The 19237-nt window shown below is 71.4% G+C and carries 19 protein-coding genes; 12 read left to right on the top strand and 7 right to left on the bottom strand.

Going from position 1 to position 19237, the window contains the following annotated elements; genetic code table 11:
* Positions 1 to 11: 11 nt before the first annotated feature.
* Entirely contained in the window at positions 12 to 1442 is a 1431-nt protein-coding gene (locus AB0924_RS07525; RefSeq protein ID WP_366910907.1) for an MFS transporter, read from the top strand.
* 103 nt (positions 1443 to 1545) lie between these two features.
* Positions 1546 to 1770: a hypothetical protein gene (locus AB0924_RS07520; RefSeq protein WP_358927278.1), complete on the top strand. Its 225-nt coding sequence runs from the start codon at positions 1546 to 1548 to the stop codon at positions 1768 to 1770.
* 19 nt (positions 1771 to 1789) lie between these two features.
* Here the strand turns inward: AB0924_RS07520 and AB0924_RS07515 are convergent, their stop codons facing one another.
* Together AB0924_RS07515 and AB0924_RS07510 are read right to left on the bottom strand one after the other, a co-directional pair.
* Positions 1790 to 2392 (bottom strand): TetR family transcriptional regulator, encoded by a 603-nt coding sequence (locus AB0924_RS07515; protein WP_366910906.1) that lies wholly within the window; start codon positions 2390 to 2392, stop codon positions 1790 to 1792.
* A 26-nt stretch (positions 2393 to 2418) separates the two neighbouring features.
* Positions 2419 to 3429, bottom strand: coding sequence for an aldo/keto reductase (locus AB0924_RS07510; RefSeq protein WP_358927280.1), 1011 nt, complete (start codon positions 3427 to 3429; stop codon positions 2419 to 2421).
* A 164-nt stretch (positions 3430 to 3593) separates the two neighbouring features.
* Between AB0924_RS07510 and AB0924_RS07505 the strand changes: the two genes are divergently transcribed.
* Positions 3594 to 4646, top strand: coding sequence for a chitinase (locus AB0924_RS07505; protein ID WP_366910905.1), 1053 nt, complete (start codon positions 3594 to 3596; stop codon positions 4644 to 4646).
* An 89-nt stretch (positions 4647 to 4735) separates the two neighbouring features.
* Here the strand turns inward: AB0924_RS07505 and AB0924_RS07500 are convergent, their stop codons facing one another.
* Positions 4736 to 6118, bottom strand: a complete 1383-nt coding sequence (locus AB0924_RS07500) for a glycine--tRNA ligase (RefSeq protein ID WP_358927282.1) — start codon at positions 6116 to 6118, stop codon at positions 4736 to 4738.
* A 162-nt stretch (positions 6119 to 6280) separates the two neighbouring features.
* On the opposite strand from AB0924_RS07500, the gene AB0924_RS07495 reads away from it, so the two are divergent.
* The 4 genes from AB0924_RS07495 to AB0924_RS07480 are packed head-to-tail and all read left to right on the top strand — an operon-like array spanning position 6281 to position 9427.
* Positions 6281 to 7258, top strand: a complete 978-nt coding sequence (locus AB0924_RS07495) for a metal ABC transporter substrate-binding protein (RefSeq protein WP_358927283.1) — start codon at positions 6281 to 6283, stop codon at positions 7256 to 7258.
* A 20-nt stretch (positions 7259 to 7278) separates the two neighbouring features.
* Positions 7279 to 8046: a metal ABC transporter ATP-binding protein gene (locus tag AB0924_RS07490; RefSeq protein WP_366910904.1), complete on the top strand. Its 768-nt coding sequence runs from the start codon at positions 7279 to 7281 to the stop codon at positions 8044 to 8046.
* The gene (locus AB0924_RS07485; RefSeq protein WP_358927285.1) at positions 8046 to 8948 is read left to right on the top strand and encodes a metal ABC transporter permease; all 903 of its coding nucleotides are present in this window, start codon (positions 8046 to 8048) and stop codon (positions 8946 to 8948) included. Before AB0924_RS07490 ends, AB0924_RS07485 begins: the two co-directional genes overlap by 1 nt.
* 59 nt (positions 8949 to 9007) lie before the next feature.
* Entirely contained in the window at positions 9008 to 9427 is a 420-nt protein-coding gene (locus AB0924_RS07480) for a Fur family transcriptional regulator (protein ID WP_358927286.1), read from the top strand.
* Positions 9428 to 9525: 98 nt separating this feature from the next.
* On the opposite strand, the gene AB0924_RS07475 is transcribed toward AB0924_RS07480, so the two are convergent.
* From AB0924_RS07475 to AB0924_RS07465, 3 genes are read right to left on the bottom strand one after another with little or no spacing between them, the layout of a single operon-like run.
* The gene (locus AB0924_RS07475) at positions 9526 to 10365 is read right to left on the bottom strand and encodes an isoprenyl transferase (protein ID WP_358927287.1); all 840 of its coding nucleotides are present in this window, start codon (positions 10363 to 10365) and stop codon (positions 9526 to 9528) included.
* A 33-nt stretch (positions 10366 to 10398) separates the two neighbouring features.
* Positions 10399 to 11145: a DNA repair protein RecO gene (gene recO, locus AB0924_RS07470; RefSeq protein ID WP_359544663.1), complete on the bottom strand. Its 747-nt coding sequence runs from the start codon at positions 11143 to 11145 to the stop codon at positions 10399 to 10401.
* A 50-nt stretch (positions 11146 to 11195) separates the two neighbouring features.
* On the bottom strand, positions 11196 to 11420 hold the full coding sequence (locus AB0924_RS07465) for a hypothetical protein (protein WP_358927289.1): 225 nt from the start codon (positions 11418 to 11420) through the stop codon (positions 11196 to 11198).
* Positions 11421 to 11739: 319 nt separating this feature from the next.
* Between AB0924_RS07465 and AB0924_RS07460 the strand changes: the two genes are divergently transcribed.
* The 5 genes from AB0924_RS07460 (at position 11740) to AB0924_RS07440 (ending at position 18454) form a co-directional block, all read left to right on the top strand.
* Entirely contained in the window at positions 11740 to 13374 is a 1635-nt protein-coding gene (locus tag AB0924_RS07460; RefSeq protein WP_366910903.1) for an ABC transporter substrate-binding protein, read from the top strand.
* Between the two features lie 4 nt (positions 13375 to 13378).
* The gene (locus tag AB0924_RS07455) at positions 13379 to 14335 is read left to right on the top strand and encodes an ABC transporter permease (protein WP_366910902.1); all 957 of its coding nucleotides are present in this window, start codon (positions 13379 to 13381) and stop codon (positions 14333 to 14335) included.
* On the top strand, positions 14335 to 16353 hold the full coding sequence (locus AB0924_RS07450) for a dipeptide/oligopeptide/nickel ABC transporter permease/ATP-binding protein (protein WP_366910901.1): 2019 nt from the start codon (positions 14335 to 14337) through the stop codon (positions 16351 to 16353). Before AB0924_RS07455 ends, AB0924_RS07450 begins: the two co-directional genes overlap by 1 nt.
* A 169-nt stretch (positions 16354 to 16522) precedes the next feature.
* Positions 16523 to 17527: an ABC transporter ATP-binding protein gene (locus tag AB0924_RS07445; protein ID WP_366910900.1), complete on the top strand. Its 1005-nt coding sequence runs from the start codon at positions 16523 to 16525 to the stop codon at positions 17525 to 17527.
* Positions 17528 to 18454, top strand: coding sequence for a dihydrodipicolinate synthase family protein (locus tag AB0924_RS07440; protein ID WP_358927294.1), 927 nt, complete (start codon positions 17528 to 17530; stop codon positions 18452 to 18454).
* Positions 18455 to 18491: 37 nt separating this feature from the next.
* Here AB0924_RS07440 and AB0924_RS07435 read toward each other — a convergent pair whose 3' ends face one another.
* Complete coding sequence (locus tag AB0924_RS07435) at positions 18492 to 18884, bottom strand: hypothetical protein (protein WP_366910899.1); 393 nt, start codon at positions 18882 to 18884, stop codon at positions 18492 to 18494.
* Between the last annotated feature and the right edge of the window lie 353 nt (positions 18885 to 19237).

Below are 19237 nucleotides of genomic sequence, written 5' to 3'. Positions count from 1 at the left end.
GGCTCGGTGCCATGACAGAGACCGTCACCACTCCCGCCGTCCGTGCCCGGGCGGCCGCACCGCCCGGCCTGAGCGGGCCGGGGCTGTTCACCGTTCTGCTGGCCGCGGCGCTGCCGCTGGTCGATTTCTTCATCGTCAATGTCGCGCTGCCGACCATCGGCGCCGACCTCGCCGCGGGCGAGGCCGTGCTGGAGCTGGTCGTGGCCGGTTACGGAGTCGCCTACGCCGTGCTGCTCGTGCTCGGCGGGCGGCTCGGGGACCTGTTCGGACGGCGCCGGCTGTTCCTCGTCGGGATGGCCGCCTTCGGGCTGACCTCGCTGGCCTGCGGGCTCGCGCCGGGCGCCTGGAGCCTCGTCGCGGCGCGGGTCGCGCAGGGCGCCTCGGCGGCCGCGATGCTGCCGCAGGTGCTCGCCACCATCCAGGCCGCCACCAGCGGCACCCGCCGGGCGAAGGCCATGAGCCTGTACGGCGCCACGGCCGGGCTGTCCATGGTGGCGGGCCAGATCCTGGGCGGCCTGCTGGTCGCGGCGGACATCGCCGGGAGCGGCTGGCGGGCGATCTTCCTCGTCAACGTCCCGGTCGTCGTGGTGGGCCTGGTGCTGGCCGTGCGGCACATGCCGGAGACCCGCTCGCAGCGCCCCGAGCCCGTCGACGTACCCGGCACCGTCCTGCTCGCCGTGTCCCTGCTGACCCTGCTCGCGCCGCTCACCGAGGGCCGTGCGGCGGGCTGGCCGCTGTGGACCTGGCTGTCGCTGGCCGCGTTCCCGTTCGCCGCGGCCGCGTTCTACGCGGTGGAGCGGCGGGCGGACCGGCGGGGGCGGACCCCGCTGGTGCCGCCGAGCCTGTTCGCGCTGGCGTCGCTGCGCCGGGGGCTGGCGCTGATGGTGCCGTTCTCGATCGGCTTCAGCGGATTCATGTTCGTCATCGCGCTGGCGTTGCAGCGGGGGGCCGGGCTCGGTCCGGTGCCGGCGGGGCTCGCGCTCGCGCCGATGGCCGTGGCGTTCCTGTTCGTCTCGCTGGCCGGTCCGCGCCTGATCGCCCGGTACGGCACCCGGGTGGTCACCGCCGGCTCCGTCCTCCAGGGCGTGGGCGTGCTGCTGATCGCCCTCGCCGCCTGGCGTGACTGGCCGCACCTGGGCTTCGGCGCGCTGCTTCCCGGCGCGGCGGTCGCCGGTGCCGGGCAGGCGCTGCAACTGCCCAATGTGCTGCGGATCGTGATGTCCGAGGTCCCGGCGACCCGCGCCGGAGTGGGCAGCGGTGTGATGGTCACCACTCAGCAGTCGGCGTTCGCGCTCGGCGTGGCCACCCTCGGCACCCTGTTCCTGACCCTGGTCCCGCATCAGGGCATGCGGGACGCCCTGGTCATCACGCTGCTGGTGCAGCTCGCGGGCATCGTCCTGACCGGCCTGCTGAGCCTGCGGCTGCCCCGCCGGGTCGGCTGAGCCGGGCCCGGCCGGGGCGGACTCGCCGCCGGGGGAACCCCCGTTGATGTTGGACTTGCTGCACACTCCTTGCGGTCGGACGTGCCGGACGCGGGGAGGCGTCATGTCGCGGGACAGCAGCACGAGCAAGGTCAGCCGGTGGGACCGGCACGGCCGGGAGCACGTGGTCCGGGTACGGCGCGCCGGTGTGCAGCGCACGATCGGATGCGACACCTGCGGCTGGTCCCGCAGCGCCCAGTTCCTGCCCTGGCTGAAGGCCGAGGAGCATCTGGCCGAGGCCCACCAGGCGACGGTGGACCCGGCGGGAACCCGGCAGCCGTCACGCTGACGCCGGCGGGTTCCCGTCCTCACCGCCTCGGCGCGGACGCGCCCAGCCCTCGTATCAGCAGGTCCACGACGGCCGTGAACTCCTCCTCGATCCCGGGCTCCCGCCACTCGCGGGCGTAACACGGGTCGTGGAAGCGGCCGGTGGCCTGGAAGACGGCGCGGGCCGTGGTGACGGGGTCGGCGGGGGCGAAGGCGCCCGAGGTCATGCCCGCCTCGATGATGCGGGTGAGCTGGCCGGTCAGGTCCGCGAGGTGGTCACCGACCACCGTGCCGTTCTCGTCGGTGAGCACGGTGTAGGTGGCGAACAGTTCCGGGTCGTCACCGGCCTTGTGCCGCTTGGCCTCGAACAGGGCCGCAAGCCAGTCCCGCAGCCGGTCCTCGGGGGCGCCGGCCTCGGCGGCGATGCCGGCCAGCCGCTCCGAGGCGCGGTCCAGCCACCGCTTGGTCACCGCCTCACGCAGCGCCGCCTTGGTACGGAAGTGCCGGTATACGCTGCCGTGGCTGACGCCGAGCGCGCGCGCCACGTCGACCACGGTGGCCTTGGCCGGGCCGTGGCGGCGCAGCACCTCCTCGGTCGCCTCGAGGATGCGCTCGGCGGTAAGGGTCTCGCTGGTCGGTGCCATGCCCTAGACCGTACCGGGGAGCTGGATCAGCGCTCGCTGTCGAGGAGTGCCATCTGCGCGCTCGCGTAGCGGTCGCCCGCCGCCGCGTCCGCGGGGACGGCCTTCTCGATCGCGGCGAGGTCGGCCGCGTCCAGGGTCACGTCCAGCGCGCCCAGGGACTCGGTGAGCCGCTCGCGGGTGCGGGCGCCGACGAGCGGCACGATGTCCTCGCCGCGCGAGAGCACCCAGGCGATGGCGATCTGCGCGACCGTGACGCCCTTCTGCGCGGCGACCTCGCGCAGCGCCTCGACCAGGTTCAGGTTGTGCTGGAGGTTCTCGCCCTGGAAGCGGGGCGAGAAGGAGCGGAAGTCTCCCGCGGCCAGTTGCCGGTCGCGGGAGTAGTGCCCGGAGATCAGGCCGCGGGAGAGCACGCCGTAGGCGGTGATGCCGATGCCGAGCTCCCGGGTGACCGGCAGGATCTCCCGCTCGATGCCCCGTGAGATCAGTGAGTACTCGATCTGGAGGTCGGCGACGGGCGCGGTGGCGGCGGCCCGGCGGATGGTCTCGGCGCCGACCTCGCTCAGGCCGACGTGCCGGACGTACCCCTTCTCGATCAGCTCGGCGATGGCGCCGACGGTCTCCTCGATCGGGACGTCCGGGTCGAGGCGGGCGAGCCGGTAGACGTCGATGTGGTCCACACCGAGGCGCTGCAGGGAGTAGGCGGCGAAGTTCCGCACGGCGGCGGGCCGGCCGTCGAAGCCGATCCAGTCGCCGCCCGGGTCGCGCAGGGCGCCGAACTTCACGCTGACCAGCGCCTTGTCCCGGGCGGCAGCCGGGGCGGTGCGCAGGGCCTCACCGATCAGCATCTCGTTGTGGCCCATGGCGTAGAAGTCGCCGGTGTCGAGCAGGGTCACGCCCGCGTCCAGGGCCGCGTGGACGGTCGCGATGGACTCGGCCCGGTCGGTTTCGCCGTACAGCGCGGACATGCCCATGCAGCCGAGGCCGAGGGCGGAGACCTGGGGGCCGGTGTTTCCGAGGTTTCGGGTTCGCATCGTCATGTCTCCACCCTGCCATGACGGATGACAGATTTCAATATCTGTCATTCCATACTTGTCACGAACCCCTCACGGCAACGATTGGTCCAGACCTATTGACGGTAGGTCTGGACCAGAGCACTGTCATGCCTACGACACCTCACCGCACCCCCACCGGGAGGCTCCGCATGCTCCGCCGCACGCTGCGACTGCTCACCGCCGCTCTCACCACCGCCGTCCTCGCCCCGCTCGCCGTCGCGACCGCCCCCACCGCCTCCGCCGCCGACACCTGCGCGCTGAAGTCACGGCCGGCCGGCAAGGTTCTCCAGGGCTACTGGGAGAACTGGGACGGCTCCGCCAACGGCGTCCACCCGCCCTTCGGCTGGACCCCGATCACCGACTCCCGCATCTCCGCGCACGGCTACAACGTCGTGAACGCGGCCTTCCCGGTCATCCGCTCGGACGGCACGGCGCTGTGGGAGGACGGCATGGACAGCGGCGTGAAGGTGGCCACGCCCGCCGAGATGTGCGCCGCCAAGGCCTCCGGGCAGACGATCCTGCTCTCCATCGGGGGCGCGGCCGCCGGCATCGACCTGTCCTCGAGCGCGGTCGCCGACCGGTTCGTCGCGACCGTCGTGCCGATCCTGCGTAAGTACAACTTCGACGGCATCGACATCGACATCGAGACCGGTCTGGTGGGCAGCGGGGACATCGGCCGGCTGTCCACGTCGCAGGCCAACCTGATCCGGATCATCGACGGGGTACTGGCCCGCATGCCGTCCGGCTTCGGCCTGACGATGGCCCCGGAGACCGCGTACGTCACCGGCGGCAGCGTCACCTACGGCTCGATCTGGGGCGCATACCTGCCGGTCATCAAGAGGTACGCGGACAACGGCCGGCTGTGGTGGCTGAACACGCAGTACTACAACGGCAGCATGTACGGCTGCTCCGGCGACTCCTACGCGGCGGGCACGGTGGCGGGCTTCACCGCGCAGACAGACTGCCTGGACAAAGGGCTGGTGGTGCAGGGCACGACGATCAGGGTGCCGTACGACAAGCAGGTCCCGGGGCTGCCGGCCCAGCCGGGCGCGGGCGGCGGCTACATGTCCCCGCCCCTCGTCTCCCAGGCCTGGCGCCACTACGGCACCTCGCTCAAGGGCCTGATGACCTGGTCGGTCAACTGGGACGGCTCGAAGAACTGGACCTTCGGCGACAACGTGAGGTCACTGCAAGGGCGTTGAGCCCCCACCCGCCTCGGACAGCGCGACGCCCACTCCCCCGCCGGGCGAACCGGCCGGGTAGTGGGCGTGACGTGTGAGCCGCGCGGGCCTCAGCAGCCCAGGAGGCGCTGAGCCAGGTAGCCCTCGATCTGGTCCAGGGACACGCGCTCCTGCTTCATGGTGTCGCGCTCGCGCACGGTCACCGCGTTGTCCTCGAGCGTGTCGAAGTCGACCGTCACGCAGAACGGCGTGCCGATCTCGTCCTGACGGCGGTAGCGGCGGCCGATGGCGCCCGCGTCGTCGAACTCGATGTTCCAGTTCTGGCGCAGCGCCTGGGCGAGGCCCTTGGCCTTCGGCGACAGCTCCGGGTTGCGGGACAGCGGGAGCACGGCGACCTTCACCGGCGCGAGGCGGTGGTCCAGGCGGAGCACCGTGCGCTTCTCCATCTTGCCCTTGGCGTTGGGCGCCTCGTCCTCGACGTACGCGTCGAGCAGGAAGGCCAGCATGGTGCGGCCGACACCGGCCGCGGGCTCGATGACGTACGGCGTCCAGCGCTCCTGGGCCTCCTGGTCGAAGTAGGAGAGGTCCTGGCCGGAGGCCTTGGAGTGCGCGCCGAGGTCGTAGTCGGTGCGGTTGGCGACACCCTCGAGCTCGCCCCACTCGCTGCCGCCGAACTGGAAGCGGTACTCGATGTCGGCGGTGCGCTTGGAGTAGTGGGAGAGCTTCTCCTTCGGGTGCTCGTACCACCGCATGTTCTCGGTGCGCAGGCCGAGACCGGTGTACCAGTTCCAGCGCTGCTCCATCCAGTACTCCTGCCACTTCTCGTCCTCGCCCGGCTTGACGAAGAACTCCATCTCCATCTGCTCGAACTCGCGGGTCCGGAAGATGAAGTTGCCGGGCGTGATCTCGTTGCGGAAGGACTTGCCCATCTGCGCGATGCCGAACGGCGGCTTGCGGCGCGAGGTGGTCTGCACCTGGGCGAAGTTGGTGAAGATGCCCTGGGCGGTCTCGGGGCGCAGGTAGGCGACGGACCCGGAGTCCTGGGTCGGGCCGAGGTGCGTCGACAGCAGGCCCGAGAACTGCTTGGGCTCGGTGAACTGGCCCTTGTTGCCGCAGTTCGGGCAGTTGATGTCGGCCAGGCCGTTCGCCGGGGCGTGGCCCTTCTTCTCCTCGTACGCCTCCTCGAGGTGGTCGGCGCGGAACCGCTTGTGGCACGAGGTGCACTCGGTCAGCGGGTCCGTGAACGTGGCGACGTGACCGGAGGCGACCCAGACCTCGGGGGCCAGGATGACGGACGAGTCGATACCGACCACGTCCTCGCGCGACGTCACCATGTAGCGCCACCACTGACGCTTGATGTTCTCCTTGAGCTCGACACCCAGCGGTCCGTAGTCCCAGGCGGCACGCTGTCCGCCGTAGATCTCACTGCAGGGGAAAACGAAGCCACGGCGCTTGCTCAGGCTGACGATGGTGTCGATCTTGTCGGCGGCCACGGTGCTCTCTTCATTACGACGACGGGCGTTGAAGCGAGATGCTTCCAGCGAATTGATTCAGGTTACCGGCGCAGGCTCCCCCACAGCCAAATCGGCCCCCTGTCCACGGTCTCACGCGGGCGTTGTTGACAACGGTTTCCATGTTTGTTGAAAATGACTGTCATGAACGAACGTCGACGCCGCGCGTCCTCCCGCACAGGCACGGCCGGTCCCGCGCTCGCGGTCGCCGCCGCGCTGGGCCTGGCCACCCTCACCGGCTGCTCCACCGACAGCGCCGCCGCGGGCGACCCGGGCAGGTTCAACGTCGTCGCGTCGTTCTACCCGATGGCCTTCCTGGCCGAGCGGATCGGCGGCGGTCACGTCGACGTCACCACGCTCACCTCCCCCGGACAGGAGCCGCACGACCTGGAGATCAGCCCCAGGCAGATCGGCCGGCTCGAGCAGTCCGACGCCGTGCTGTACCTGAAGGGCCTGCAGCCCGGCGTCGACGACGCGGTGGCCCAGTCCCCGGTCCCGGCCAAGATCGACGCGGCCTCGCTGACCGACCTGGAACAGCACGGCAACGAGGTCGGCGGCCACGCCGCCGAGCACGACACGCACGAGGGCGAGGAGTCCGGCGGCAAGGACCCGCACATCTGGCTCGACCCGGTGCGCTACGCCCAGGTCGCCGAGGGCGTCGGCAGGGCCTTCGCGAAGGCCGACCCGGACCACGCGGCCGACTACCGGAAGAACACCGCGGCCCTGGTGAAGAAGCTGGACGCCCTGAACACCCGGTTCGAGGAGGGCCTGGCGCACACCGGCACCAAGGTCTTCGTCACCACCCACGCCGCCTTCGGCTACCTCGCCGAGCGCTACGGGCTCACCGAGGAGGCCATCAACGGCCTCGACCCCGAGTCGGAGCCGAGTGCCGCACGCATCAGGGACCTGCAGCGGATGGCCGGGGCCGACGGCGTCACCACCGTCTTCTACGAGACGCTCGTCAGCGACCGGACCGCGAAGACGGTGGCGAACGACGCCGCCCTGCGGACCGACGTGCTGGACCCGCTCGAGGGCATCACGTCCAAGTCCCGCGGCACGGACTACTTCTCGGTCCAGGAGGCCAACCTCAAGGCGCTCCAGCGGGCCCTGGGCGCCAAGTGACAGGCATGGAGGAGCAGATCATGGACGAACCCGTCATAGCGATGCGCGGGGTGACCGCCGAACTCGGCGCGCGTCCCGTGCTGCGCGGCATCGATCTCACCGTGCGCCGCGGCGAGGTGGTCGCGCTGCTCGGCGCCAACGGCTCCGGCAAGTCCACGGCGATCCGCACGATCATCGGCCGGGTGCCGGCCGCCGGCGGCACGATCGAGCTGTTCGGCACCCCCCGCCGCGCCTTCCGCGACTGGGCGCGCGTGGGCTACGTCCCGCAGCGCACCACGGCCGCCGGCGGGGTGCCGGCGACGGTGAGCGAGATCGTCTCCTCGGGCCGGCTGTCCCGCACCCGCTTCGGCCTCTTCCGCGGGGCCGACCGGGAGGCCGTGCGCCGCGCCCTGGAACTGGTCGGCATGGCGGACCGCGCCGGGGACTCGGTGAACGCCCTCTCGGGCGGCCAGCACCAGCGGGTGCTGATCGCCCGCGCCCTGGTCGCCGAGCCCGAACTGCTGATCATGGACGAGCCGATGGCGGGCGTCGACCTGGCCAGCCAGGAGGTGCTGGCCGCGACCCTGCGCGAGCAGGTCTCCCGGGGCACCACGGTCCTGCTCGTCCTGCACGAACTGGGCCCGCTGGAGCCCCTGATCGACCGGGCGGTCGTCCTGCGCGACGGCTGTGTGCTGCACGACGGCCCGCCGCCGAAGGCTCTGGGGCAGCATGCCCTGCCCGGCCACGACCACGTACACCCGCACGCGCCCGCGGGCACCGAACCGATCCGCACGGGACTGCTGAGCTGATGGAATTCCTGAACTACGCCTTCATGCAGCGGGCGCTCCTCGCTGCCGTCCTGGTCGGCGTCACCGCGCCCGCGATCGGCATCTACCTCGTCCAGCGCCGCCAGCCCCTGATGGGCGACGGGATCGGGCACGTGGCGATGACCGGCGTCGGCCTCGGCTTCCTGCTGAACGCCTCCCCGGTGTGGATGGCCACGGCCGTCTCGGTGCTCGGCTCGGTCCTGATGGAGCTGATCCGCTGGTACGGCAGGACACGCGGCGACATCGCGCTCGCCATGCTCTTCTACGGCGGCATGGCGGGCGGCGTGATGTTCGTCAACATCGCGCCCGGCGGCTCCAACGCGAACCTGACCTCGTACCTGTTCGGCTCGCTGTCGACGGTCTCCCCGTCCGACGTGACCGCGATCATGGTGCTGGCCGCGTTCGTGGTGCTGGTCACCCTGGGGCTGCGCCGCCAGTTGTTCGCGGTCAGCCAGGACGAGGAGTTCGCGCGGGTCACCGGCCTGCCGGTGCGCGCGCTGAACCTGCTCACCGCGGTCACCGCGGCGGTCACGGTGACGGTCGCCATGCGGGTGGTCGGGCTGATCCTGGTCTCCGCGCTCATGGTCGTACCGGTGGCCGCCGCCCAGCAGCTCACCCGCAGCTTCGCCGCGACCTTCGCGATCGCCGTCGCCCTCGGCATCACCGTGACGATCAGCGGCACGATCACGTCGTTCTACCAGGACGTGCCGCCCGGCGCGACGATCGTGCTGCTGACCATCGCCGCGTTCGTCGCGCTCACCGCGGCGGCCGCCCCACTGGCCCGCCGACGCGCCCGCGCGGCGGCCGCGGCACGGCCGGCCGGGGATCCCGCGGAGTGCTCGATTCCGGCCGGCCGGGCGGCCGGGGACGGCGTCGGCGTCTGACCGCGGGCTGCCCGGGCTGGCACAATGGCCCGGGCAGACGCGAGACGAGGAGGCAACCGGTGACGACCGCTGGACCGCCCGTGAAGGGCCGCGCCACCCGGCAGCGTGCCGCTGTGGCGGCGGCCCTGGACGAGGTCGACGAGTTCCGCAGCGCCCAGGACCTGCACGACATGCTCAAGCACAAGGGCGACTCGGTCGGGCTCACCACCGTCTACCGGACCCTGCAGTCCCTCGCCGAGGCCGGCGAGGTCGACGTACTGCGCACCTCCGAGGGCGAGTCCGTCTACCGCCGCTGCTCCAGCGGCGAACACCACCACCACCTGGTCTGCCGCACCTGCGGCAAGGCGGTCGAGGTCGAGGGCCCGGCGGTGGAGAAGTGGGCGGAGGCCATCGCCGCCGAGCACGGCTATGTGAACGTGGCCCACACGGTGGAGATCTTCGGCACCTGCGCGGACTGCGCTACGGCCTCCGGCCGCTGACCCGGCGGCCACGGCCGGACCACCGGAAGCCCGAAGGGGCCGAAGGGGCGAGGAGACCCCGACGACCCCGCCGGCATCCGGCGCACCGGCAACGGCCGTCAGTCCTCCTCGGTGCGCCCTTCCATCGCGGCGAGCACCTCGTTGGGGATCGCGCCGCCGAAGCGGCGGTCGCGGGAGGCGAACTCGATGCAGGCCCGCCACAGGTCGCGGCGGTCGAAGTCGGGCCACAGCACGTCCTGGAAGACCATCTCCGCGTAGGCGCTCTGCCAGAGCAGGTAGTTGGAGGTGCGCTGCTCGCCGCTGGGGCGCAGGAAGAGGTCGACGTCCGGCATGTCCGGGTAGTACAGGTACTTCTGGACGGTCTTCTCATTGACCTTGGACGGGTCGAGCCGGCCCGCCTTGACGTCCTCGGCGAGCCGCTGCGCCGCGTCGGCGATCTCGGCCCGGCCGCCGTAGTTCATGCAGAAGTACAGGGTGAGCAGATCGTTGTCCTTGGTCTGCTCCTGGGCGACCTGGAGCTCCTTGGCCACCGACTTCCACAGCTTCGGCATACGGCCCACCCAGCGCACCCGGATGCCCAGCGCGTCGAGCTGGTCGCGGGTCCGGCGGATGAAGTCGCGGTTGAAGTTCATCAGGAAGCGGACCTCGTCGGGCGAGCGCTTCCAGTTCTCGGTGGAGAAGGCGTACAGGGAGATGTTGCGGACGCCGATCTCGATCGAGCCCTGGAGCACGTCCAGCACCCGCTCGGCGCCGACCTTGTGCCCCTCGGTGCGGGGCAGCCCCCGGTCCTTCGCCCAGCGGCCGTTGCCGTCCATGACGATCGCCACGTGGTTCGGCACCAGCTCACCCGGGAGCTTCGGCGCGCGGGCACCGGACGGGTGCGGCTCGGGCGCCCTGTACTCGCGGCGCCGGCTTCCCAGGATCCCGCGTACGACCATGTGCTCCTCGACTCCCTCTGGCTCTACTCGCGCTTACTTCTCGACATACCGGAGCGAGCGCAGCCCGCGCTCCAGATGCCAGTGCAGATAGGCGGACACCAGTCCGCTGCCCTCGCGGACGTACCGCGCTTCGCAGGCGTCCGCCGTCTCCCAGTCTCCCGTAAGCAGCGCGCCCAGCAGCACCAGGGTCTGCGGGGAGGGCACGACACTGCCCGGCACCCGGCAGTCGACGCAGACCGAGCCGCCGGAGGCGACCGAGAAGAACCGGTTCGGGCCGGGCATCCCGCACTTCGCGCAGTCGCCGAAGCTGGGCGCGTAGCCGTTGACGGCGAGCGAGCGCAGCAGGAAGGCGTCGAGGACGAGGTGCGGGGCGTGCTCGCCGCGGGCGAGGGTGCGCAGCCCGCCGACGAGCAGCAGGTACTGCTGCACGGCCGGCTCGCCCTCGTGGTCGGTGAACCGCTCGGCGGTCTCCAGCATGGCGGTGCCCGCGGTGTAGCGGGCGTAGTCGGCAACGATCCCGCCGCCGTACGGGGCGATGGTCTCGCTCTGCGTGCACAGCGGCAGCCCGCGTCCGACCAGCTCGCTGCCGCGCGCGAAGAACTGCACGTCGACATGGGAGAACGGCTCCAGCCGGGCCCCGAACTTCGACTTCGTCCGACGCACACCCCTGGCCACGGCCCGTACCCGGCCGTGCCCGCGGGTGAGCAGCGTGATGATGCGATCCGCTTCGCCGAGCTTCTGGGTCCGCAGGACGATGCCGTCGTCGCGGAACAGACTCATGGCCTCTATTCTGCCCGCCCGTACGGGCCGCCGGGCCCGCGGGCGGTCCTTCAGGCCACCGGCCGCCCGTGCCCGGCGGTGCGGGCGCCGGCGTACGCCGTCTCGGCGCGGAGCCGTTCGGCGGGGCTGGCCTCCCGCACGGCCCGCGGTTCGCAGTCCCACTCCCGGCCGCCGCCGTAGGGCCGCAGCTGTACGTACGGCCCCTCGTGCCCCATGACGATGCCGAGGCGGCCGGTCCGGGTGTCGACGGCGCAGGAGCCGACGGGGAGATTCATCGCGTCCACCTCCGGTGGCTCCCCTGCCGCTGGCAATTTCACGCTTCGCATGCCCCTGGTGGCCCAGCGTGTCTACACTCGGCCGGGGGCTGCCCGCCGCACCGCCTGCCGGGCCGCGTCAACTCCGCGCCCCACGCCGCCGTTCAGGCCGCCATTGGCACGACCTGTGACGGCCGGGCGGGCGGCTGGGCCATTCGTGTGCGATCCCTTGACCACCCCTGTGGGCCCTCCTATGGTCACGCTGACGAATCGGACGTAGAACGTCCTATCTCCGTTCATCGCCTTGCCCCGACCTCCCGACCCCGCTGCTGGAGGAACCGTGCGCGACGACGTGAACCCCGAGGTGCCGGCCCCGCGCCGCCGGTCGTTCCTGACGTACACCGGGGCGCTCGGCGCGGCCGCCGCCCTTCCGCCGGTGCTGGCGGGCTGCTCGGCCGGGCCGGAGTCGACGAACGACACCGGAGGCGGGGGCGCCGGCGAGGACCGCACCCTCACCGCGGTGATCGGGTACGGCAACGACGGCAGCTGGGATCCGACACAGACGGCGTCCGCGTTCTGCATGGCCGCGAACAACCACGTCTACGAGGGGCTGCTCGACACCGACCCGATCTCCCGGATGCCGTACCCGGCGCTCGCCACCGCGGTGCCGGCCGACCCCGGCGCCACGACCTGGCGGTTCACCCTGCGCACCGGGGCCACCTTTCACGACGGCAGGCCCGTCACCGCCGACGACGTCGTCTTCGTCTACGACCGGATCCTCGACCCGCGCACCCAGACCCTCGCCAAGGGCTTCTTCGCGAGCTGGCTGAAGGAGGTGCGGAAGGTGGACGCCCGGACCGTCGACCTGGTCCTGAGGTTCCCCTTCCCGGACGGGCTCGCCCGGCTCACGCTCGCCAAGATCATGCCGAAGCACGTGTTCTCCCGGACCGGCGCCTGGGACGACGCGATCAAGGGGCTCGCGGTGGGTTCGGGGCCGTACCGGCAGACCGCCCACCACCCGAAGTCGAACACCGCCTTCGAGGCGTACGCCGGCTACAACGGCCCCCGCAGGCCGGCGTTCAAGCGGATGAACTGGCTGACGATTGTCGACGCCGCGCCACGCGTGGCGAGGATCTCCGGGACCGGGGCGGGCGCGCAGATCGCCGACAACATCCCCTACGCCAACATCCCCCGTCTGGAACAGGGCGGTCTGAAGGTCGCGGGCGGTTCCGGGATGAACAACCTGTTCCTGATGTTCAACACCCGGCACAAGCCCTTCGACGACGTGCGCGTCCGGCAGGCGCTGCACTACGCCATCGACACCGAGAAGATGGTGCGGGTCGCGCTGAAGGGGCACGGCAAGCCGGCGACGTCGTTCCTCGACGAGGGCAACCCCGGCTACCGGCGGGCCAGAACCGTCTACGGCCACGATCCCGCGAAGGCCAGAGCGCTGCTGAGGGCCGCCGGGGCCGAGGACCTGGAGATCGAGATCCTCGCGGTCAACGTGAGCTGGATCGTGGACTGCCTGCCGACCATCAAGGCGTCCTGGGACGCCGTCGGCGTGCGGACCACCCTCGCCCCGCAGGAGACCACCGCCGTGTTCACCAAGATGGACCAGAAGCGGGACTACCAGGTGGTGGCCGCGGCCTCCAACCCCAACCAGTTCGGGCTCGACGCCGATCTGATCATGCACTACAACTACGGCCCCGAGAACCTGTGGATGCGGTACACCCGGTGGGCCGACGACCCCGTCGCCGGGCGGCTCTTCCGGGACATGGACCGGGCGACCCGGGAGCCGGACCCGGCCCGGAAGAAGTCGATGATCCAGGACTACATCGACGTCGTCGCCGAACAGGCCGTGCTCTACCCGGTCGTCCACAACGAGCTGATGACCGCCTGGGACCCGCGCCGCCTCACCGGGATAAGGCCGCAGCCCTACCCCGGGATCAACCTCCTGCGGGCAAGGTGGATCTGACGGCATGACGGCCGTCGTCCGCATCCTGCTCCGCCGTGTCGCCCTGCTCGTACCGCTGCTGCTCGGGATCGTGCTGTTCGTGTTCCTGGTGATGCGGTTCTCCGACGCCGACCCGGCCTCCGCGTTCTTCCAGGGCGCGAACCCGACCCCGCGGCAACTGCACGACTTCCGCGAGCGCAACGGCCTGCTGGACCCACTCCCGGTGCGGTACGTCCACTTCGTCGGCGACCTGCTCCACGGCGACCTCGGCACCAGCGCCCTGACCCGCGCCCCGGTCGCCGACCAGGTGACCACCGCGCTGCCGCTCACCCTTCAGCTCACCTTCCTCGGCCTGGGCATCGCGGTGGTGCTGGCGCTGGCGGCCGGGGTCACGGCGGCCGTCTACCGGGACCGGCTGCCGGACCAGGTGATCCGGGTCGTCTCGCTGGTCGGGGTCGCCGCGCCCGGCTTCTGGCTGGCCCTGCTGATGATCCAGTACCTGGCCGTGGACCGGGGCTGGTTCCCGACCGGCGGCTACGTCAACCCGGCCGACTCGTTCACCGGCTGGCTGAGGACCATGGCGCTGCCCGCCCTCGCCCTCTCCCTGCCGGTGGCCGCCCAGCTCACCCGGATCGTGCGGACCTCGGTGGTGGAGGAGCTGGACAAGGACTACGTGCGCACCGCGATCGGCAGCGGGCTGCCGCCCCGGGTGGTCGTCGGCCGGAACGTGCTGCGCAACGCCCTCGTCAACCCGCTCACCGTGCTGGGGCTGCGCGTGGGCTATCTGCTCGGCGGCGCGGTCGTCATCGAGACGATCTTCTCGCTGCCCGGTATGGGCAAGCTGATGATCGACGCCGTGCGCAACGGCGACCCGGCCGTCGTCCAGGGGGCCGTGCTGACCACGGCCACCGGGTTCGTCGTCGTCAACCTGGTCATCGACATCCTCCATCTGCTCGTCAACCCGCGTCTCAGGGCGGCCTGATGGTCACGCGCGCGCACCTCGCCGAGCGGCTCTCCCGGCCCGGCCTCCGGCCGCGGGGATGGCGCCGGCTGCCGCCGCCGTCGAAGGCGGCCGTCTGCTTCCTGGTCGTGGTCGTCCTGCTCGCCGCGCTCGCCCCGGCGTTCGCCCCGGACGACCCGCTGGACCAGCTCGACCCGGCCGGCGGCACCGGCCACCCGTCCGCCGCGCACTGGATGGGCCAGGACAGCCTCGGCCGGGACATTCTCAGCCGGCTGATGTACGGCGCCCGCTGGTCCCTCGCCATCGGGCTGGGCGCGACCGCGCTCGCGCTGGTCGCCGGGGCGCTGACCGGCGCGGTGGCGGCCACCTCCCGCAAGGCCGTCGACGAGACGCTGATGCGCTGCCTGGACGTGGTGATGGCGTTCCCCGGGATCGCGCTCGCCGCCGTGCTGGTCGCCGTCTTCGGCGGCGGGATCACCGTGCTGATCTGCGCGATCGCGTTCCTGTTCACCCCGCCGGTGGCGCGGGTGGTGCGGGCCAACGTACTCGACCAGTACGGCGAGGACTACGTCACCGCCGAACGCGTCATCGGCGCCCGCACCCCGCACATCGTGCTGCGCCACGTCGCCGTCAACTGCGCCGCCCCGGTACTGGTGTTCTGCACGGTCCAGGTCGCCGAGGCCATCGTCTTCGAGGCGTCGCTGTCCTTCATCGGCGCCGGTGTGCGGCCCCCGGACCCGTCCTGGGGCAGTGTCATCGCCGACGGCAAGAACATGGTGCTGACCGGCGGCTGGTGGGCGACCGTCTTCCCCGGTCTGCTGATCCTGCTGACCGTGCTGTCGCTGAACATCCTCTCCGAGGGCGTGTCCGACGCCTGGGCGGCCCCGGCGGCCCGTGAGGTGACGGCGCCCGAGGACCCTGCGGAGGCGCCGGAGGATCGCCCGGAGGCGCCGGAGGACCGTCCGGAGGCCGCGGAGCCGGGCACCGGCGAGGTGCTGCCGCTGCCCGGACTGGCCGAGGCGGCGCGGCGGCTGCGCTCCCGGGCCCGGCCCCGGCCCGCGCCCGGCGGGCCGCCGGTGCTCGCGGTGGAGAACCTCGCCGTCGGCTTTCCCGGCCGGCACCGGGACGTGGACATCGTCGACGGGGTCGGCTTCGAGGTGCACGCCGGTGAAGTACTGGGCCTGGTGGGCGAGTCGGGCTGCGGCAAGTCGCTGACCGCGCTCACCGTGATGGGGCTCCAGCCCAGGGGGGCCCGGGTGCGCGGGCAGGTCCGCTTCCGGCAGCGCGACCTGCTCGCCGAGCCGGCCCGGGTACGGCGCCGGCTGCTCGGCCACGAGATGGCGATGGTCTACCAGGACGCCCTGTCCTCGCTGAACCCGGCGATGACCGTCCGCGCCCAGCTCGGGCAGCTCGTCCGGCGCGGCGGCCGCCGCACCCCGGCGGAACTCCTGTCACTGGTCGGCCTCGAACCCGGCCGCACCCTGCGCAGCCGTCCGCACGAGCTCTCCGGCGGCCAGCGCCAGCGCGTCCTGATCGCCATGGCCCTCTCCCGCGACCCCGCTCTGATCGTCGCCGACGAGCCGACGACCGCCCTGGACGTCACCGTGCAGGCCCAGGTGATGGAACTGCTGCTGCGGCTGCGTGAGGAGCTGGGCTTCGCGCTGGTCCTGGTCTCGCACGACCTGGCGCTGATCGCGGACGTCACCGACCGGGTGGCGGTGATGTACGGCGGGCGGATCGTGGAAACGGGCGTGACCGCCGACGTGGTGGCGGCACCGGCCCACCACTACACGCGCGGTCTGCTCGGCAGTGTGCTCTCGTTGGAGTCGGCCGCGGAACGGCTGACGCAGATCAAGGGCGTCGTACCGGCACCGGCCGGCTTCCCGGCGGGCTGCCGCTTCGCCGACCGCTGCCCGCGGGCGACCGGGTTGTGCCACACCACCGTGCCGGTCCTCACCGGCACGGCCACGCACACGGCCGCCTGCCATCACCCGGCCGTGGCGCTGACGTCGGCGGAGAGCGAGGAGGCCGTGCGGTGAGCGCTGTCGTGGAGGTGCGGGAGGCACCCTCGGGCGTCGTATCGGCATCGACGGGCCGCCGACCGACCGGCTGCTGCCGGGCCGACCGCCGCCCGACCGGCTGCTGCACGGCCGACCGCCGCCCGCCGGTGACCGGGGCCTGCCACACGCCGACGGAGGAGGTCCCGCGGTGAGCGCTGTCGTGGAGGTGCGGGACGCCCATGTCGTTCACCGGGCCCGCACCGGAGGCCTGTTCAGGCGCGACCGGGTGTACGCCCTGACCGGCGCCTGCCTCACCGTCGCGCCCGGTGAGACGGTCGGTGTGGTCGGCGAGTCGGGGTGCGGGAAGTCGACGCTGGCGAAGGTGCTGGTGGGCATCGAGCGGCCGGTCTCCGGGTCGGTGTCGTTCCGGGGCCGCGACCTGTGGGCGATGCCGCCCGCCGAACGCCGGGCCACGGCGGGCGCGGGCACCGGCATGGTCTTCCAGGACCCCTCGACGGCCCTCAACCGCCGGCTGACGGTACGCCGAGTGCTGCGCGACCCGCTGGACGTCCACGCGCGCGGCACCAGGGCGGAACGGGAGGAGCGCGTCGCGGAGCTGATGGACCTGGTGGGCCTCCCCAGGGCCCTCGCCGACGCCCTGCCCGGGCAACTGTCCGGCGGGCAGCGCCAGCGGGTCGCCATCGCCCGCGCGCTCGCCCTCGACCCCGCCCTCGTCGTCGCCGACGAGCCGACCAGCGCGCTGGACGTCTCGGTCCGCGCACAGATCCTCAACCTGCTGCTGGACCTGCGCGAACGCCTGGGGCTGGCCCTGGTGTTCGTCTCGCACGACATCCAGACGGTACGGCGGATGAGCGACCGGGTGATCACCATGTACCTCGGCCGGATCGTGGAGGAGGCCCCGGCCGGCCGGACCGCCGGCGCCGCCCGGCACCCGTACACCCGTGCCCTGTTCTCGGCCACGCCGGGCCTGCTGGACCCCGTCGAACCGATCCCGCTGACCGGCCCGGTGCCGTCGGCGACCCGGCCGCCGAGCGGCTGCCCGTTCCGCACCCGCTGCTGGAAGGACGACGAGCTGTGCGCGCGGGAGATGCCGGATTTCTCGGCCGCGTCGCGGCCCGGACACCGCTACCGCTGCCACCATCCTGTGCAGGAGGACCAGCCGGTCCGCGACCCAGCCCGCCAGGAGCCGTGAATGACCTTCCCCGTCCCGCTCACCGGTGTCGTCCCGCCCGTCTGCACCCCTCTGACACCGGAGCGCGAGGTGGACGTGCCCTCGCTGCTGCGGCTGGTCGACCATCTGGTCGCGGGCGGGGTGCACGGGCTGTTCGTGCTCGGCTCGACCTCGGAGGCGGCGTTCCTGACGGACCGGCAGCGCCGGCAGGTGGTAGAGGCCGTCGCCGGCCATGCCGGCGGACAGCTGCCCGTGCTCGCCGGGGCCATCGACATGACCACCCCGCGCGTCCTGGAGCACGTCCGGGCGGTCTGCGCGGCGGGAGCGGAGGCCGTCGTCGTCACCGCCCCCTTCTACGCCCGCACCCACCCCGCCGAGATCGTCCACCACTACCGCCGGATCGCCGCCGCGAGCCCGGTTCCGGTGATCGCCTACGACATCCCCGTCGCCGTGCACACCAAGCTCCCCGCCGAGCTGGTGCTGGGCCTGGCCGCCGACAGGGTGCTGGCCGGGCTGAAGGACTCCAGCGGAGACCTGGCCGCGTTCCGGGAGGTCGTCACCGGTGCCCGCGCCCACGCCGGCTTCAGCGTGCTGACCGGCTCCGAACTCATCGCGGACTCCGCGCTGGCGCTGGGCGCCGACGGGGCGGTACCCGGACTGGCCAACGTCGACCCGCACGGGTACGTCCGGCTGTACCGCCTGTGCCGGGCGGGCGACTGGGAGGGCGCACGAGCCGAACAGGATCGGCTGTGCGCGCTGTTCGGCATCGTCGGGGTGGCCGATCCGGCCCGCATGGGCGGCAGCTCCGCGGCCCTGGGCGCCTTCAAGGCGGCCCTCCACCTACGCGGAATCATCGACTGCGCGGCGACGGCCGAGCCCCAGGTGCCGTTGTCGGGGGACGAGGTGGCACGGGTGGGGAAGGTGCTGGCGGCGGCGGGGCTGCTGTAGGTGGAGGCACGAGCGCCCTCACCTCGATCCGGCCTGACTATGGAGTCGGGATCCGTTGCAGATACTGAATGATGAGAGCGACATCCGAAATGGATTTGATGCAGAATTCCTGATCCTGAGTGTTCATGCGATGAACAACATCCGCAAATGCTGGATTCTCGAGACCGCCAGCCTCGAACAGAACGCGATTCGGCAGCAGGATCCGGTTTCTTCTCGTTTGGTCAAGCACCCATTCGAGTTGAGTAGGAATGCCCTTGACGGCATCCTCGATAAACTGGTCGACGCCTTCTTGCGGAGCTTTATAGCACCATCCCATGTAAGCCACTTGATGGTAACCGTACTCATCGTTGTATTCCGCCGGCAGCTTGAACCAGGCAAGTTCACCAAACCTACTGAGAGCTTTAATCGCGTCTACGGTTCGAGTCGACATGAAACGTCCGATCTGCACTACCAAAGGGGGCCAGAGTATCCCCCATCGCCTATGATGATCTTTTTCCCCGGGTTCAGGAGCCGAATGGATCGCTCGTAGTCACCGTAGGGAATGGGGTCTGCACTCATCGCCGGATCATATACGTACCTCCCGTCAGTGTAGACGTCGTGATAGCGATAGGAAGTCGCCTCTTGACCCATTCTTTCAGGGATCACGATCTCAGGATTATCGCGGGCAGTGAAATTGATTATTTTACCTTGCCCGCCGGTCTCTCGGGAAATATATGAAGCGATCTCCGAGCAGTTTATGTTACCGCCTATCGGCGCGGACCTCATAGCATTTACTGCTGCTTC

The organism is Streptomyces sp. NPDC047869 (assembly GCF_040704065.1).
In the GTDB taxonomy this organism is placed as follows: domain Bacteria; phylum Actinomycetota; class Actinomycetes; order Streptomycetales; family Streptomycetaceae; genus Streptomyces.
This window is presented reverse-complemented; position numbering and strand designations above follow the sequence as displayed.